This window comes from Pseudomonas sp. CFBP 8772, from assembly GCF_014841665.1.
GTDB classification, from domain to species: Bacteria; Pseudomonadota; Gammaproteobacteria; order Pseudomonadales; family Pseudomonadaceae; genus Aquipseudomonas; species Aquipseudomonas graminis_B.
Genome location: NZ_JACYUI010000005.1, coordinates 251261 through 265668, shown reverse-complemented (window position 1 = coordinate 265668; position 14408 = coordinate 251261). Strand labels below are relative to the sequence as shown.

General features: G+C 62.0%; 13 protein-coding genes. All 13 read right to left on the bottom strand.

The window, feature by feature from the left end; genetic code table 11:
* Position 1: 1 nt before the first annotated feature.
* The 13 genes from IFT99_RS13215 to mraZ are packed head-to-tail and all read right to left on the bottom strand — an operon-like array spanning position 2 to position 14255.
* A complete protein-coding gene (locus IFT99_RS13215) occupies positions 2 to 874 on the bottom strand; it encodes a cell division protein FtsQ/DivIB (RefSeq protein ID WP_192132757.1) in 873 nt (290 codons plus the stop codon).
* A gap of 3 nt (positions 875 to 877) precedes the next feature.
* Positions 878 to 1837 carry a D-alanine--D-alanine ligase gene (locus IFT99_RS13210; protein WP_192132755.1) on the bottom strand — a complete coding sequence of 320 codons (960 nt, stop codon included), beginning with the start codon at positions 1835 to 1837 and terminating at the stop codon, positions 878 to 880.
* Positions 1834 to 3294, bottom strand: a complete 1461-nt coding sequence (murC, locus tag IFT99_RS13205; RefSeq protein ID WP_065992150.1) for a UDP-N-acetylmuramate--L-alanine ligase — start codon at positions 3292 to 3294, stop codon at positions 1834 to 1836. The genes IFT99_RS13210 and murC overlap by 4 nt, the downstream gene beginning before the upstream one ends.
* Complete coding sequence (murG, locus tag IFT99_RS13200; protein ID WP_065992149.1) at positions 3287 to 4360, bottom strand: undecaprenyldiphospho-muramoylpentapeptide beta-N-acetylglucosaminyltransferase; 1074 nt, start codon at positions 4358 to 4360, stop codon at positions 3287 to 3289. The genes murC and murG overlap by 8 nt, the downstream gene beginning before the upstream one ends.
* Positions 4347 to 5564 (bottom strand): putative lipid II flippase FtsW, encoded by a 1218-nt coding sequence (ftsW, locus tag IFT99_RS13195; RefSeq protein ID WP_065992148.1) that lies wholly within the window; start codon positions 5562 to 5564, stop codon positions 4347 to 4349. The genes murG and ftsW overlap by 14 nt, the downstream gene beginning before the upstream one ends.
* Positions 5561 to 6907 (bottom strand): UDP-N-acetylmuramoyl-L-alanine--D-glutamate ligase, encoded by a 1347-nt coding sequence (gene murD / locus IFT99_RS13190; RefSeq protein ID WP_192132753.1) that lies wholly within the window; start codon positions 6905 to 6907, stop codon positions 5561 to 5563. The genes ftsW and murD overlap by 4 nt, the downstream gene beginning before the upstream one ends.
* 5 nt (positions 6908 to 6912) lie before the next feature.
* Complete coding sequence (gene mraY, locus IFT99_RS13185; RefSeq protein ID WP_037014691.1) at positions 6913 to 7995, bottom strand: phospho-N-acetylmuramoyl-pentapeptide-transferase; 1083 nt, start codon at positions 7993 to 7995, stop codon at positions 6913 to 6915.
* Complete coding sequence (locus tag IFT99_RS13180) at positions 7995 to 9365, bottom strand: UDP-N-acetylmuramoyl-tripeptide--D-alanyl-D-alanine ligase (protein ID WP_192132751.1); 1371 nt, start codon at positions 9363 to 9365, stop codon at positions 7995 to 7997. Before IFT99_RS13180 ends, mraY begins: the two co-directional genes overlap by 1 nt.
* Positions 9358 to 10821, bottom strand: a complete 1464-nt coding sequence (locus IFT99_RS13175; protein WP_192132749.1) for a UDP-N-acetylmuramoyl-L-alanyl-D-glutamate--2,6-diaminopimelate ligase — start codon at positions 10819 to 10821, stop codon at positions 9358 to 9360. The genes IFT99_RS13180 and IFT99_RS13175 overlap by 8 nt, the downstream gene beginning before the upstream one ends.
* A complete protein-coding gene (locus tag IFT99_RS13170; RefSeq protein ID WP_197985980.1) occupies positions 10821 to 12566 on the bottom strand; it encodes a peptidoglycan D,D-transpeptidase FtsI family protein in 1746 nt (581 codons plus the stop codon). Before IFT99_RS13170 ends, IFT99_RS13175 begins: the two co-directional genes overlap by 1 nt.
* Positions 12566 to 12859 carry a cell division protein FtsL gene (gene ftsL / locus IFT99_RS13165; RefSeq protein ID WP_037014701.1) on the bottom strand — a complete coding sequence of 98 codons (294 nt, stop codon included), beginning with the start codon at positions 12857 to 12859 and terminating at the stop codon, positions 12566 to 12568. Before ftsL ends, IFT99_RS13170 begins: the two co-directional genes overlap by 1 nt.
* Complete coding sequence (rsmH, locus tag IFT99_RS13160) at positions 12856 to 13803, bottom strand: 16S rRNA (cytosine(1402)-N(4))-methyltransferase RsmH (RefSeq protein ID WP_192132747.1); 948 nt, start codon at positions 13801 to 13803, stop codon at positions 12856 to 12858. The genes ftsL and rsmH overlap by 4 nt, the downstream gene beginning before the upstream one ends.
* Positions 13800 to 14255: a division/cell wall cluster transcriptional repressor MraZ gene (gene mraZ / locus IFT99_RS13155; protein WP_037017349.1), complete on the bottom strand. Its 456-nt coding sequence runs from the start codon at positions 14253 to 14255 to the stop codon at positions 13800 to 13802. Before mraZ ends, rsmH begins: the two co-directional genes overlap by 4 nt.
* Positions 14256 to 14408: the final 153 nt, after the last annotated feature.

Genomic DNA, 14408 nt, shown 5'->3' with positions numbered 1-14408 from the left:
ATCAATTCTTCGCGACGGCGGGTTTGTCCGTCGTTGGCGCTGCTGCCTGTTCGCGCCAACCAACGGCCAGGCCGTTGTTGTAACGAAGGTCGACTCGCGCAATGTTCGTGATCTGGTCTTTCAGTGTCTTGTCGTAGATGGCGATAAAGCGGCGCATCTTCTCAAGCAGATTGCCTCGTCCCAGCAGCAGCTCCAGGCCTGGGCCTGCACTGCCTGCGCCGGTGGTCAGAAACCAGCTGCCTCGCTCACGCAGTTCCAGGCGAGCGATGGAGAACCCCAGCGGGCGCAACATCTGGCTCAGTACCTGGTACTGCTGCATCACCTGCTGTTGAGCCCGCTGTGGCCCGAACAACTGCGGAAGGTGTTCGTAATTGGCCAGTTCACGCGGGGTGAATGCCTGGCCCTGGTTGTTCAGCAGGGATTGATCGCCCCAGCGCGCAACCGGTAATTGTTCTTCCAGACGGATCACCACCTGATCCGGCCAGACGCGGCGGACCTCGGCGTGGGCGATCCACGGCATTTGCTCAAGCTCGGTGCGCATGCCGGCCAAATCGATGTTGAAGAAGCTGGTCGCCACGAACGGCGCGATCCGCTGCTGCACGGCTTGCTGACTGATGTAGCTCAAGTCGCCCTGCACGTTGATTCGCGAGATCGGCCGGTCGGCGTAAGGCAGCAGACGCTGGGCGGCTTCGTACGTACCAAAACCGAATACCACCAAGAGCACCGGCCACATCAGGCTGCGCAGGAAACCGAAGTTCGGTCGCGACATGCGCGACGACATGGGCTCCTTGGCCACCATGCGGCTGGCACCCCGCGGCACCGGCTTGTTGCGGCCGGTAGCGGATTGCTGATGACGAACCGTTGCGCCGTGCATGATTTACCCTCGCACCTGGACGCTGTCGGCCAGAATCGCTAACACCAACTGTTGGAAATCGAGCCCGGCCGCGCGCGCAGCCATGGGCACAAGGCTGTGGTCGGTCATGCCGGGAACGGTGTTCACTTCCAGCAGCCAGAATTTGCCATCGGCGTCCTGCATGACGTCGGTGCGCGCCCAGCCGGCAATGCCGACCGCTTCACACGCCCGCGCCGTGAGTGCCTTGAGTTCATCTTCTTTGGCTGCATCGAGGCCGCAAGGCATCCGGTACTGGGTATCGGAAGCCAGGTATTTGGCGTCGTAATCGTAAAAACTGTGGGGAGTACCCAGACCGATGGGAGGCAATACCTGCCCACGCAGAGAAGCGATGGTGAACTCCGGACCTTCAATCCATTGCTCGACCAACACTTGCGAATCGTAGGTACGGGCGGCGTTCCAGGCGGCGATCAATTCGTCGACGCCGGTCACCTTGGCCATACCGATACTGGAACCTTCATGGGCGGGTTTGACGATCAAAGGAAAGCCCAGTTCCGTTGCTGCAGAAATACAATCTGCCTCGCTGCTCAGCACGGCATGGCGGGGCGTCGGCAACCCGAGACTCTGCCAGACCTGCTTGGTGCGCAGCTTGTCCATCGCCAGCGCGGACGCGAGTACGCCGCTGCCGGTGTAGGGGATTTCCAGGCACTCCAGCAGACCCTGCATGGTGCCGTCTTCGCCACCGCGACCGTGCAGCACGATGAACGCGCGGTCGATCTTTTCGCTGACCAGCCGTTGCAGGAAATCCTCGCCCACGTCGATACCGAACGCGTCGACGCCTGCGCTTTGCAGGGCTTCAAGCACCGCATTGCCGGATTTCAGGGAAACCTCCCGCTCCTCGCTCTTGCCGCCGAACAGCACGGCGACGCGGCCGAAGCGTTTCGGCTCCAGCGTCGAGAACAGGGCAGACTGCAGGGCGGCTGTCATTTCAGCTTACCTTCGGTTGAGGCCACGATGGCGCCGGTAAACAGCGGGCTTTTCAGCAATTGCGGTGCGAGCCCGGCGATGTCGCCAGCGCCCTGGCACAGCAGAATGTCGCCGGCGCGCAGCAGCGGTTTGACCAGCGGAGCCAGTTCGACACCACGCTCGATGTAGATCGGATCAAGCTGACCGCGCTGGCGAATACTGTGGGCCATCTGACGGCTGTCGGCGCCCGGGATCGGTTCTTCGCCGGCGGGATAGACTTCCATCAGCAGCAGCACGTTGGCGTCGTTGAGGACCTGCACGAAATCGTCGTACAGATCGCGGGTGCGGCTGTACCGGTGCGGTTGGTAAACCATGACCAGACGGCGATCGGGCCAGCCGCCGCGCACAGCTTTGATGACGGCAGCAACTTCGGTCGGGTGGTGGCCGTAATCGTCGACCAGCATCACACTGCCGCCTTCGACCGGCAGCTCACCGTAGACCTGAAAACGTCGACCCACGCCCTGGAAGCCCGAAAGCCCCTGCACGATGGCCTCATCGGTAATGCCTTCGTCGGTGGCGATAGCAATGGTCGCCAGCGAATTGAGCACGTTGTGATTGCCCGGCATGTTCACCGACACATCAAGGGGCTCACGGTCGCGACGCAGCACGGTGAAGTACGTTTGCATGCCTTCCTGACGCACGTTAATCGCGCGTACGTCGGCCGCTTCGTTGAAACCATAAGTCATGGTCGGACGCTTGACCGACGGCAGAATGTCGCGCACCACCGGATCATCGATGCACACCACTGCCAGCCCGTAGAACGGCAGGTTGTGCAGGAACTCAACGAAGGTTTTCTTTAACTTGTTGAAGTCACCTTCGTAGGTCGCCATGTGATCGGCGTCGATATTCGTGACCACAGCCACCATGGGCTGAAGGTGCAGGAAACTCGCGTCGCTCTCGTCGGCTTCGGCGATCAGGTAACGGCTCGTACCCAACTGTGCGTTGGTGCCGGCGGCATTCAGGCGACCGCCAATGACGAACGTCGGATCAAGGCCCCCGGCTGCGAATACCGAAGCGATCAGGCTGGTGGTCGTGGTTTTGCCGTGTGTACCGGCGACAGCGATGCCGTGGCGATAGCGCATCAACTCGGCCAGCATTTCAGCCCGTGGCACGACTGGAATACGACGCTCAAGGGCGGTCGCCACTTCCGGGTTGGACGTGTTCACAGCGCTGGAGACGACCAGCACATCAGCGGGTGCAGCGTTTTCTGCCCGGTGGCCGATGAAAATCTGCGCACCGAAGGATTCCAGACGCTCGGTCACTGCCGAGGTCTTGAGGTCCGAACCCGACACGTCGTAACCCAGGTTCAGCAACACTTCAGCGATACCGCACATCCCCACGCCGCCGATGCCCACGAAGTGGATACGACGGATGCGGCGCATTTCCGGCTGGGGCATGGCGCGTTGATTCTCAACCATGGGCCACCTCCAGGCAGATATCGACGACGGTGTTGGTGGCGTCAGGCTTGGCCAGTTGGCGAGCCGTGACGGCCATGCGGTTCAATTGTTCGGGTTGCATCAAAACCTCTTTCAGGCGAGCGGCCATCTCGGCGGCGCCAGTTGTCGCTTGCGGCATGACGAAGGCAGCGCCCTCGCGAGCCAGATATTCGGCATTGCGCGACTGGTGATCGTCGATCGCGTGGGGCAAAGGCACCAGCAATGACGGCAGTCCGGCAGCAGCCAGTTCACTGACGGTCAACGCACCTGCGCGACAGACCACCAGATCCGCCCAGCCATAGGCTTGGGCCATGTCTTTGATGAACGGGGCGACCTGCGCCTCGACACCGGCGGCGCGGTAACGCTCGGCGGTCACTTCATCGTGATGCTTGCCGGCCTGATGAAACACTTCAGGGCGGATGTCGGCAGGCACTTGCGCCAGAGCTTCCGGCAGCAATTTGTTCAGCGGCTCGGCGCCCAGGCTTCCGCCCAGCACCAGCAAACGAGGCCGGCGACCGATCAGCGTCTGGCGCGGCGTCTCGAAAAACAGCTCGGCGCGCACCGGGTTACCGGTGGTACGGCGCTTGGCCGATGCGGCGAAGGTCTGCGGGAACGCTTCACAGACCCGCGCGGCGAAGGACGCCAGGCTGCGATTGGCCGTGCCCGCCACCGCGTTCTGCTCATGAATGATCAGCGGCACGCCAGCCAGCTTCGCCGCCAGACCGCCTGGGCCTGTCACGTAGCCACCGAAGCCGACGACGCAGACCGGCTTCAACTCACCCACCACCTTGCGCGCCTGCAACAACGCTTTGATCAACATGAACGGCGCCTTCAGCAGCGACAGCCGACCCTTGCCACGCAAACCCGTGACGTTGATCAGGTGCAGCTTCAAGCCTGCTGCGGGCACCAGCTCGTTCTCGATGCCGCGCGGCGTTCCCAGCCAATGCACGGTGTAACCGCGGGCCTGGAACTCACGGGCGCACGCCAGCGCCGGGAAAACGTGTCCGCCGGTGCCGCCTGCCATGATCAACACGTTACCGGCGGCCATGGGTCGGCTCCTCGGCAAAGTCGCTCTCCTGGAACTCGGCTTCTTCACTGCCCATGTTGTTGCGCGATTCCCATTCGATGCGCAGCAACAGCCCCAGACTCGCGCAGCAGATGATCAACGAACTGCCGCCGTAGCTGAGGAATGGCAGGGTCAGACCCTTGGTCGGCAGCAAACCGACGTTCACGCCGATGTTGATCAGGAACTGACCAATCCACAGGAAGGCCAGGCCGTAGGCGGTGTACGCGGCGAAGAACTGCTTGGCGCGCTCGGCCCACATGCCGATGTACATGGCGCGGATACTGACGAACACGAACAGCCCGACCGTAGCCAGTGAACCCACGACGCCCAGCTCTTCGGCCAGTACCGAGAACACGAAGTCGGTGTGGGCTTCCGGCAGGTAGAACTGCTTCTGAACACTGTTGCCAAGGCCGACGCCGAACCATTCGCCGCGACCGAAGGCGATCAACGCCTGGGTCAGCTGGTAGCCGGAACCGAATTGATCGGACCACGGGTCGGTGAAGGTAATCAGACGCGCCATCCGGTACGGCTGGGCCTGAACCAGAACGAACACTGCGGCAACCGCCAGGGCCACCATCAAACTGAAACGGAACAGGCCAACGCCGCCGAGGAACAGCATCGCTGCCGCCGCGCCCATCATCACGACCGTGGCGCCAAAGTCCGGCTCCATCAGCAGCAGGCCAGCCATCGGCAGCAAGACGATGAACGGCTTGAAGAAGCCCATCCAGCTCTCACGCACTTCCTGCTGGCGACGAATCAGGTAACCGGCCAGGAAAATCACCACGAATACCTTGGCGATTTCCGACGGCTGCACGTTGAACATGCCGAAGCCGATCCAACGCATCGAACCGTTCACCTCACGCCCGATGCCGGGCACGATCACCGCGATCAGCAGGCCGAATGCACCGATCAGCATCAGCCAGCCGAGACGCTGCCAAGTGGCGACGGGGACCATCATGGTCGCGACGCAAGCGACGAGGCCGAGCACCAGATAGATCAGGTGACGGGTCATCATGTACAGCGCGTTGCCCGACTGAACGGCGGCCACTTCCGACGACGCGGAAGTGATCATCACCAGGCCCAGGCCCAGCAACGCGAGGCAACCGGCGAGCATCGGGAAATCGACGTCAACGCCACGGCCGCTGATGATCGGCGACGGGTACGGCTTGATCACGCCAAAAATCATGACAAGTCCCCCACGGCCCGGGCGAACAGTTGTCCGCGCTCTTCGAAATTCTTGAACATGTCCAGGCTTGCGCAAGCAGGCGACAGCAATACGGCGTCCCCTTCCTGCGCGATATCAGCAGCACGTTGCACGGCTTCTTCCAATGTAGTGACGCGTACCAGAGGCACCGATTCGCCGAAGGTCGCGGCGAGCAAATCCGCATCGCGGCCCAGCAGGACAACGGCGCGGCAATGGGCGGCAACCGGGGCTTTCAACGGAGTGAAATCCGCGCCCTTGCCGTCGCCGCCGGCAATCAGCACCAGCTTGCCGTCGATGTCGGCGCCCAAGCCTTCGATCGCTGCCAGTGCAGCACCGACGTTGGTCGCTTTGGAGTCGTCGTAGTAATTCACGCCGTTGAGCTCACGCAGCCACTGGCAGCGATGAACCAGACCGGCAAATGTCTTGAGGCTGGCAAGCATGGCGTCAAACGGCAGACCCACCGCATGACCCAGCGCCAGTGCGGCCAGGGCGTTGGCCTGATTGTGGCCGCCACGGATTTTCAGCTCGCGGACCGGCATCAGGTTGTCGAACTGGAAGGCCAGATACTTCTCGCCGTTCTCTTCGCGCAAGCCGAAACCGTTTCTGTCGGGCTGGTTCAAACCAAAGGTCCAGCACGGCACGCCTTCGCCGATCAACGGGCGGGTCAGCGCGTCCTGACGATTGACCACCACCTGCCGCGCGCCACGGAAAATCCGGTGCTTGGCCAAGTGATAAGCCGGCAGCCCGGCGTAGCGATCCATGTGGTCTTCGCTAATGTTCAGCACGGTCGCCACTTCGGCGCCGAGTTGATCGGTGGTTTCCAGCTGGAAGCTCGACAGTTCCATCACATACAGCTCGACGTCGTCGCTGAGCAGGTCCAGCGCCGGCGTGCCGAGATTGCCGCCGACCGCGACACGCTTGCCCGCTGCCGCAGCCATCTCGCCCACCAGCGTGGTGACCGTGCTTTTCGCGTTCGATCCGCTGATGGCCACGATAGGCGCCTTGGCGTTGCGGGCAAACAGCTCGATATCGCCGGACAACTTCACGCCGCGCATGGCCGCTTGCTGCAGCGCCGGGGTCGCCAACGCCAGGCCAGGGCTGACATACAGCTCGTCGGCGCGGCACAGGAATTCAACGTCCAGCTCACCACAGCGCACGTCGACCTGCGGGTAGTCACGGCGCAAGGTCGCGAGTTCTGGCGGATGCTCCCGCGTATCGGCGACAGCAAACGACACACCCCGGTTCGCCAGGAAGCGAACCAGGGACATGCCGCTCTTGCCGAGGCCGACAACGATGCGGAAGTGGTCAGAAGCGATCAGTGACACTCGTTCTACCTCAGTTTCAACGTGGCAAGGCCGACCAACACCAGAATCACGGTGATGATCCAGAAACGGACGATCACGCGCGGCTCGGGCCAGCCCTTGAGTTCAAAGTGGTGATGGATGGGCGCCATGCGGAAAACGCGGCGGCCGGTCAATTTAAACGATGCGACCTGAATGACGACTGACAGGGTCTCCATTACGAAGACGCCGCCCATGATGAACAGGACGATTTCCTGACGGACGATCACCGCGATGGTGCCCAGTGCCGCGCCCAATGCCAGTGCACCGACGTCGCCCATGAACACTTGAGCCGGATAGGTGTTGAACCAGAGGAAGCCCAGGCCCGCACCGATCAGCGCGCCACAGAACACAATCAGCTCGCCCGCGCCCGGCACATAAGGGATCAGCAGGTATTCCGCGAACTTCACGTTACCCGACAGGTAGCAGAAGATCCCCAGCGCGCCGCCGACCATCACGGTTGGCATGATCGCCAGGCCGTCCAGGCCATCGGTCAGGTTCACGGCGTTGCTGGAGCCGACGATCACGAAGTAGGTCAGCACGACGAAGCCGATGCCCAGCGGGATGCTGAAGTCTTTGAGCATCGGAATCAGCAGCGTGGTTTCAACAGGCGATTGCGCCGTCATATAAAGGAAGATCGCCGCGCCCAGGCCGAACACCGACTGCCAGAAGTATTTCCAGCGGCTCGGAAGACCGCGCGAGTTCTTTTCGATCACCTTGCGGTAGTCGTCGACCCAGCCGATGGCGCCAAACAGCAAAGTGACGATCAGCACGACCCACACGTAGCGGTTGCTCAGGTCGGCCCACAACAAAGTCGCGATGCCGATTGCAGACAGAATCAGCGCGCCACCCATGGTCGGCGTGCCGGACTTGGAGAGGTGCGATTGGGGTCCGTCGTTGCGCACGGATTGACCGATCTGCTTGCTCTGCAGGGCGCGGATCATCCACGGGCCCAGGCACAGGGAAAGTGACAATGCAGTGAGCACGCCAAGGATCCCGCGCAGGGTCAGGTACTGAAAGACCGCAAAGCCTTTGTAGAACTGTTGCAGATACTCGGCCAGCAGCAGCAGCATTAATGTTTCTCCAGGCGTGTTCCGCATAAGGCCGCCACGACGTTTTCCATCGCAGCGCTGCGTGAACCTTTAATCAAAATGGTGGTGTTTTTATCGTGCTCGGCGCCGAGCGCTTCGATCAGCTCGGCCTGAGTTTCAAAATGGCGGGCATCCTGCCCGAAAGCCTTGACCGCATGGGCCATCAACGGACCGACGGCATACAGCGCGTCGACCTTGCCGACTGCGTATGCGCCGACGTGGCGATGGCCCTGCTCCGCCCAGGCGCCCAGCTCGCCGATATCGCCCAGCACCAGCACCTTGCGGCCCGGGAACCCGGTGAGAATGTCGGTCGCGGCCGCCACGGACGTGGGGTTGGCGTTGTAGGTGTCATCAATGACGCGCATGCCGTTCGGCGCAAGTTGCGCCACAGTGCGACCCTTGACCGGCTGCACGTCGTTGAGCCCGGCCACGATGCCCGCGAGCGAAACGCCCAGCGCATGGGCGGCAGCAGCGGCGGCCAATGCGTTGGCCACGTTGTGCGTGCCCAGCAGATTCAATTGCACCGGCGCGGCACCGTTCGGGGTGTTCAGCGTGAACGCCGGGCAACCACGGGCATCAATGCCCAGGTCGCTGGCGTAGAAATCAGCGCGGCTGTTTTTGAGCGCGAAGCTCAAGACGTTGCGTGCGCCGGCGCGGGCCACCCAGAGATCGAATGCCTTGTCGTCGAGGTTCAATACCGCGATACCGCGAGCGTCCAGGCCTTCGATGATCTCGCCCTTGGCTTCGACGATCTTTTCCGGACCGCCGAACTCGCCCACGTGGGCAGTCCCGGCGTTGGTCAGGACACAGACGTGGGGCTTGGTCAGGCTGACGGTGAAAGCGATCTCGCCCACGCGGGACGCGCCCAGTTCAATCACAGCGGCATCGAATTCCGGCGCCAGCTCAAGCAGCGTCAACGGGACGCCCAATTCGTTGTTCAGATTGCCGCGCGTCGCAAGCACAGGACCGCGCGTGCGCAGAATGCTCGCGAGCATTTCTTTCACAGTGGTCTTGCCGCTGGAACCGGTGATCGCAGCGACCGGCTTGTCCATAAACGCATTGCGGTTCAGCGCGCCCAGTTGCGCCAGGGCTTTGCGGGTGTCGGTGACGATCAACTGCGGCAACGAACTGCCCGGGATCTCGCGCTCAACCAATGCGCCGACTGCGCCTTTGGCGGCGACTTGATCAAGGTAGTCGTGACCGTCAAACCGCGGGCCGGTCAGCGCCACGAACAACTGGCCGGGCGTGATCCCGCGGCTGTCGATGCTGATACCGGAGAAACTGCAATCATGGCCCACACGACGCGCGTCGAGCGGCACGAGCAATTCGCTGAACGAGAGCGGCTTAAGCATGTGCGGCCTCCCAGGCGTCGAGCGCTTTGGTGGCTTCTTCCAGATCGGAAAACGGCTGACGCTGTCCGTTGATTTCCTGGTAATCCTCGTGGCCCTTGCCGGCCAGCACGATCACATCGGCAGCGGACGCCTGGGCGATGATCTGCGCGATGGCCTGACCGCGCCCGGCAACGAAATCGACTGCTTTCGCCGAGACGAACCCGGCACGGATGTCATCGAAAATATGGGCCGGGTCTTCGCTGCGCGGGTTGTCGTCGGTGACCAGCACTTTGTCGGCCAGACGCTCGACCACTTCGGCCATCAGCGGACGCTTGCCACGATCGCGATCGCCGCCGCAGCCGAACAGGCAGGTCAGTTGACCTTTTGCGTGGGGGCGCAAAGCGGCAAGCACTTTTTCCAGCGCATCAGGGGTGTGGGCGTAATCGACCACCAACAGTGGACGCGAGCCACCGCCCAGACGCTGCATCCGGCCGGCAGGGCCTTCCAGCGTTGGCAGCACCTTCAAGATGTCGTCCAGCGGATAATCGAGACCCATCAACGCGCCGACTGCGGCCAGCACATTGCTCAGGTTGAAACGGCCCAGCAAGCTGCTGCGCAAGACATGACTGCCCTGGGGCGTCAGCAAGGTCGCGCGTACGCCGTCGTCATCGAAATGCGCATCGCGGCAGAACAGATAAGCGCTGCTGTCTTCCTGGCTGTAAGTGATCAGACGCGACGCATGGGGCGCAGCCGCAAGCTCGCGCCCAAAGGCGTCGTCGAGATTGACCACACGGCAACGCAGGTCATTCCAGGCGAACAGCTTGGCCTTGGCGGCCGCGTAGGCTTCCATGGTGCCGTGGTAATCGAGATGGTCACGGGACAGATTGGTCATCACCGCCACGTCGAACGCCAGCGCGGTCACCCGGCCCTGATCCAGCCCATGGGACGAGACTTCCATGGCAACCGCTTTGGCCCCGGCCCTTTTCAGGTCATAGAGGGTCGATTGCACGGAGATCGGATCCGGCGTGGTGTGAATGCCGCTTTTCAGCTCGCTATAGAAGCCGGTGCCCAGCGTGCCGATGATGCCGCAGTGCTGCCCGAGGGTATCCAGCGCCTGCGCCACCAACTGAGTCACGCTGGTTTTGCCGTTGGTGCCGGTCACGCCGATCAGGTTCAGGTTGCGGCTCGGGTCGCCATAAAAGCGCCCGGCGAGGTCGGACAACTGTGCCGCCAGACCCTTGACCGGCATCATCGGGATGTCGGTGATCGGCAGCACCTTGGCGCCTTCGGCTTCATAAGCGATGGCCGCCGCGCCGTGTGCAATGGCGTCGGTGATGTGCTCACGGCCGTCGACCTTGAGGCCCGGAATCGCCAGAAAAAGATCGCCCGGACGCACTTTGCGGCTGTCCAGGGTCAGTTCGCGAATCAGCAGATCGCGGTTGCACTGGGCAAACAGTTTGCTCAAATTCAAAGACATCAGCCACGCCCTCCCTTGACTGGAGCGACAGCGGGCACAGCGTTAGCTTGTTGCTCAGGCGGAACCGGCGCGAGGTTGTCCGGACGCACGTTCATCAAGCGCAACGTGCCCGACATCACCTTGCTGAATACAGGCGCGGAAACCAGACCGCCGAAGTAACCGCCCTTGCTCGGCTCATCGATGACCACAACGACCGCGTAACGCGGGTTGCTCATCGGGCCGAAGCCGGCGAACAGCGAACGGTAGGAGTTTTCGGCGTAACCCTTGGTGCCCACGGACGTCTTCCGCGCGGTACCGGACTTGCCTGCCACGTGATACGACGGAACGCGCGCACGGTAAACGCCGCGCGGGTCTTCGATCACTTGCTGCAACATGCCCTGCACGGTCTTGGCCGTCGCTTCCGGAATGGCCTGAACCGACTCGGCTGGATTATCAGTTTTGAGAATGGTCAGCGGCACAATCTTGCCGTTGTTGGCCAGTGCCGCGTAGGCGTGCACCAACTGCAGCGCCGTCACCGAAAGGCCATAACCGTACGAAAGCGTTGCGGTTTCAGCCTTGCGCCACTCGCGGTAGTTCGGCAAGTTGCCGACGCGCTCGCCCGGGAAGCCGAGGCCGGTGTATTGGCCCAGGCCCACGCGCTGCATGGCATGGAAAATCGCTTCGCCACCGACGTCGAACGCCACCTTGCTCATGCCGACGTTACTGGAGTTGATCAGAATACCGGTCAGGTCGAGGATCGGGCCTTCGGTTTTGGTCACGTCACGGATGGTGTACTTACCGATCTGCAACGTACCCGGATACACCTCGACCTTGTCGCTCGGTTTCCAGCGGCCGCTTTCCAGCGCAGCAGTCATGGAGATCGGCTTCATGGTCGAACCGGGCTCGAACACGTCGATGATCGCGCGGTTACGCATCGCAGCGGGCACCATGGTGCGACGGTTGTTCGGGTTGTAGGTCGGCTGATTGACCATCGCCAGTACTTCGCCGGTTTTCACGTCCATGATCACCAGGCTGCCGGCCTTGGCGTCGTTTTCCTGAATGGCGTTACGCAGCTCGCGGGTTGCCAGGTATTGCAGGCGCAGATCAATAGACAAAGCCAAGGTCTTGCCGGCCTTGGCGTTTTTCTTCACTTGCAGGTCTTTGATCATCCTCCCGCGCCGGTCCTTGATGACCTGCCGCTTGCCGGGGACACCCGCCAGCCAGTCTTCATAGGCCAGCTCTACGCCTTCACGGCCGTGATCATCGAGGTCGGTAAAGCCGACCATGTGCGCGGTGACATCGCCCGCCGGGTAGAAACGGCGGAATTCTTCCTTGCCGTAAACACCCGGGACTTTCAGATCGAGTACCGACTGACCCTGCTCCGGGGTCAGGCCACGGACCAGATAGATGAATTCTTTGCTCGCCTGCTCATTGAGGCGATCCGTCAGCGCCTTGGGATCCTGCCCCAACGCTTGTGCAAGCTGGACCCACTTGGTCTTGTCGGCCTGCATTTCGGACGGGTTGGCCCAAATGGTGGTGACCGGCGTACTGACAGCAAGGGGCTCACCGTTGCGGTCAGTGATCAAACCACGGTGGGCAGGAATTGAAACGGTACGCAGGCTGCGCGCATCACCCTGTTCGATAAGGAAGCGGTGGTCGATGACTTGCAGGTCGACGATGCGGTAGCAGATCGCGATGACCATGACCGACAGCAGGCCGACCACGACACGGAACCGCCACGGGTAAAGCGCCCCTTCGAGTTTCATCATGGCGACACCATCCGGATATCGGCGGCGTTCGGAATGCGCATTTTCAGCTGATCGGTGGCCAGGGCCTCGATACGGCTGTGGGCAGTCCAGGTGCTTTGCTCAAGAATCAGACGACCCCACTCGGCCTGCGCCTTGTCGCGCACGCTGAGTTCACCGTACAGGGAGTTGAGCAGCTGACGGTTCCAGTGCGCGCTGTACGCCACACCGATGGCCGACACCAGCACAGCGATAAACAGCATCAGCATGAAGAAGCTGCCGCCCGGCAGGGGCTTGAAGAAACCGCGGCTCATCGGAGTTTCTCCGCGATGCGCATGACGGCGCTGCGCGAACGCGGATTGGCGCGGGTTTCATCGTCGGACGCGAACTGCGCCTTGCCGACCAGCTTGATACGTGGCTCGAACGCCTGATGACGGATCGGCAGGTTGCGCGGCAGGTTGTCGGCTTCGCCCTTGACCAGCTTGCGCATGAACAATTTGACGATGCGGTCTTCCAGCGAGTGGAAGCTGATAACCACCAGACGGCCGCCCACTTCAAGGGCTTCCAGCGCAGCATCAAGCCCTGCTTCCAGATCGCCCAGTTCGTTGTTGACGTGGATGCGCAGGCCCTGGAACGCACGGGTCGCAGGGTTCTTGCCCTTTTCCCACGCCGGGTTGGCGACTTTCAGCACTTCGGCCAGATCGCCAGTGCGCTCGAACGGTTGCGTCTCGCGACGGGCCACGACGGCACCTGCCATGCGGCGGGAAAAACGTTCTTCGCCGTATTCTTTGAAAACGCGGGCGATTTCTTCGGCGGGCGCCGTATTGACGAACTCGGCTGCGCTGACGCCGCGGGACGGGTCCATGCGCATGTCGAGGGGGCCATCGTTCATGAAGCTGAAGCCGCGCTCAGGGTCGTCCAGTTGTGGCGACGACACACCGAGATCCAGAAGGATGCCGCTGACCTTGCCCGCCAACCCGCGTGCTTGAGCTTCGGCGCCCAGCTCGGCAAAGCTGCGCTGCACAATGACAAAGCGGCCGTCTTCGGCCGCCAGCGTTTGCCCGGTGGCAATCGCCTGGGGATCTTTATCGAATCCGAGAAGCCGCCCCTCCGGCCCCAGGTTCTGCAATATGAGGCGGCTATGTCCGCCGCGCCCAAAGGTGCCATCCAGATAGCAGCCATCGGCGCGCACCGCGAGAGCCTCGACGGCTTCTTCGAGCAGTACGGTGATGTGGGTAAAGCCGCTATTCGTAGTCACAGAATCAAATCACGCAGTTCATCAGGCATAGCGCCCGGTTTTTGAATGGCCGCAAGGTCCGCATCAGCAAGTGCGTTCCAGGCGTCCTCATCCCACAGTTGAAACTTGTTGAGCTGGCCTACCAGCATCACTCGCTTATCGAGCTTGGCGTATTCACGCAAACGTGGAGGCACCAGGAAACGCCCGCTGCCGTCCAGCTCCAGATCCACCGCGTTCCCGATCAACAGCCGCTGCAGACGACGGTTTTCTTCACGGAAGGTGGCGAGCTCACGCAGCTTGGCCTCGATCAGCTCCCACTCGGGAAGCGGATAGATGCACAAGCACGGGTCGACGGTATCGATGGTGACGATCAGTTGCCCTGCGCTACGCGAATCCAACTCGTCACGGTACCGGCTCGGCATAGCGAGACGGCCCTTTGCGTCGAGATTGATTGCGTTTGCACCACGGAACACGGCGCGATCTCCAAATATTATCTTTTCGAGCCTAAAAAACCCACTTCACGCCACTTTCCGCCACTCGCGCACACTATAGGAATGCGCCCACCACACCGTCAAGGCGACTTCACGAGGAAAACCCTTATAGGACGGATATTTAGGAGCACTTAC

Coding starts and splice junctions, on each gene's coding strand:
- IFT99_RS13175 (WP_192132749.1), bottom strand. CDS start 10,821: ATGTCTTTGAATTTGAGCAAACTGTTTGCCCAGTGCAACCGCGATCTG.
- mraY (WP_037014691.1), bottom strand. CDS start 7,995: ATGCTGCTGCTGCTGGCCGAGTATCTGCAACAGTTCTACAAAGGCTTT.
- murC (WP_065992150.1), bottom strand. CDS start 3,294: ATGGTTGAGAATCAACGCGCCATGCCCCAGCCGGAAATGCGCCGCATC.
- IFT99_RS13180 (WP_192132751.1), bottom strand. CDS start 9,365: ATGCTTAAGCCGCTCTCGTTCAGCGAATTGCTCGTGCCGCTCGACGCG.
- IFT99_RS13215 (WP_192132757.1), bottom strand. CDS start 874: ATGCACGGCGCAACGGTTCGTCATCAGCAATCCGCTACCGGCCGCAAC.
- ftsL (WP_037014701.1), bottom strand. CDS start 12,859: ATGAGCCGCGGTTTCTTCAAGCCCCTGCCGGGCGGCAGCTTCTTCATG.
- murG (WP_065992149.1), bottom strand. CDS start 4,360: ATGGCCGCCGGTAACGTGTTGATCATGGCAGGCGGCACCGGCGGACAC.
- IFT99_RS13210 (WP_192132755.1), bottom strand. CDS start 1,837: ATGACAGCCGCCCTGCAGTCTGCCCTGTTCTCGACGCTGGAGCCGAAA.
- ftsW (WP_065992148.1), bottom strand. CDS start 5,564: ATGATTTTTGGCGTGATCAAGCCGTACCCGTCGCCGATCATCAGCGGC.
- IFT99_RS13170 (WP_197985980.1), bottom strand. CDS start 12,566: ATGAAACTCGAAGGGGCGCTTTACCCGTGGCGGTTCCGTGTCGTGGTC.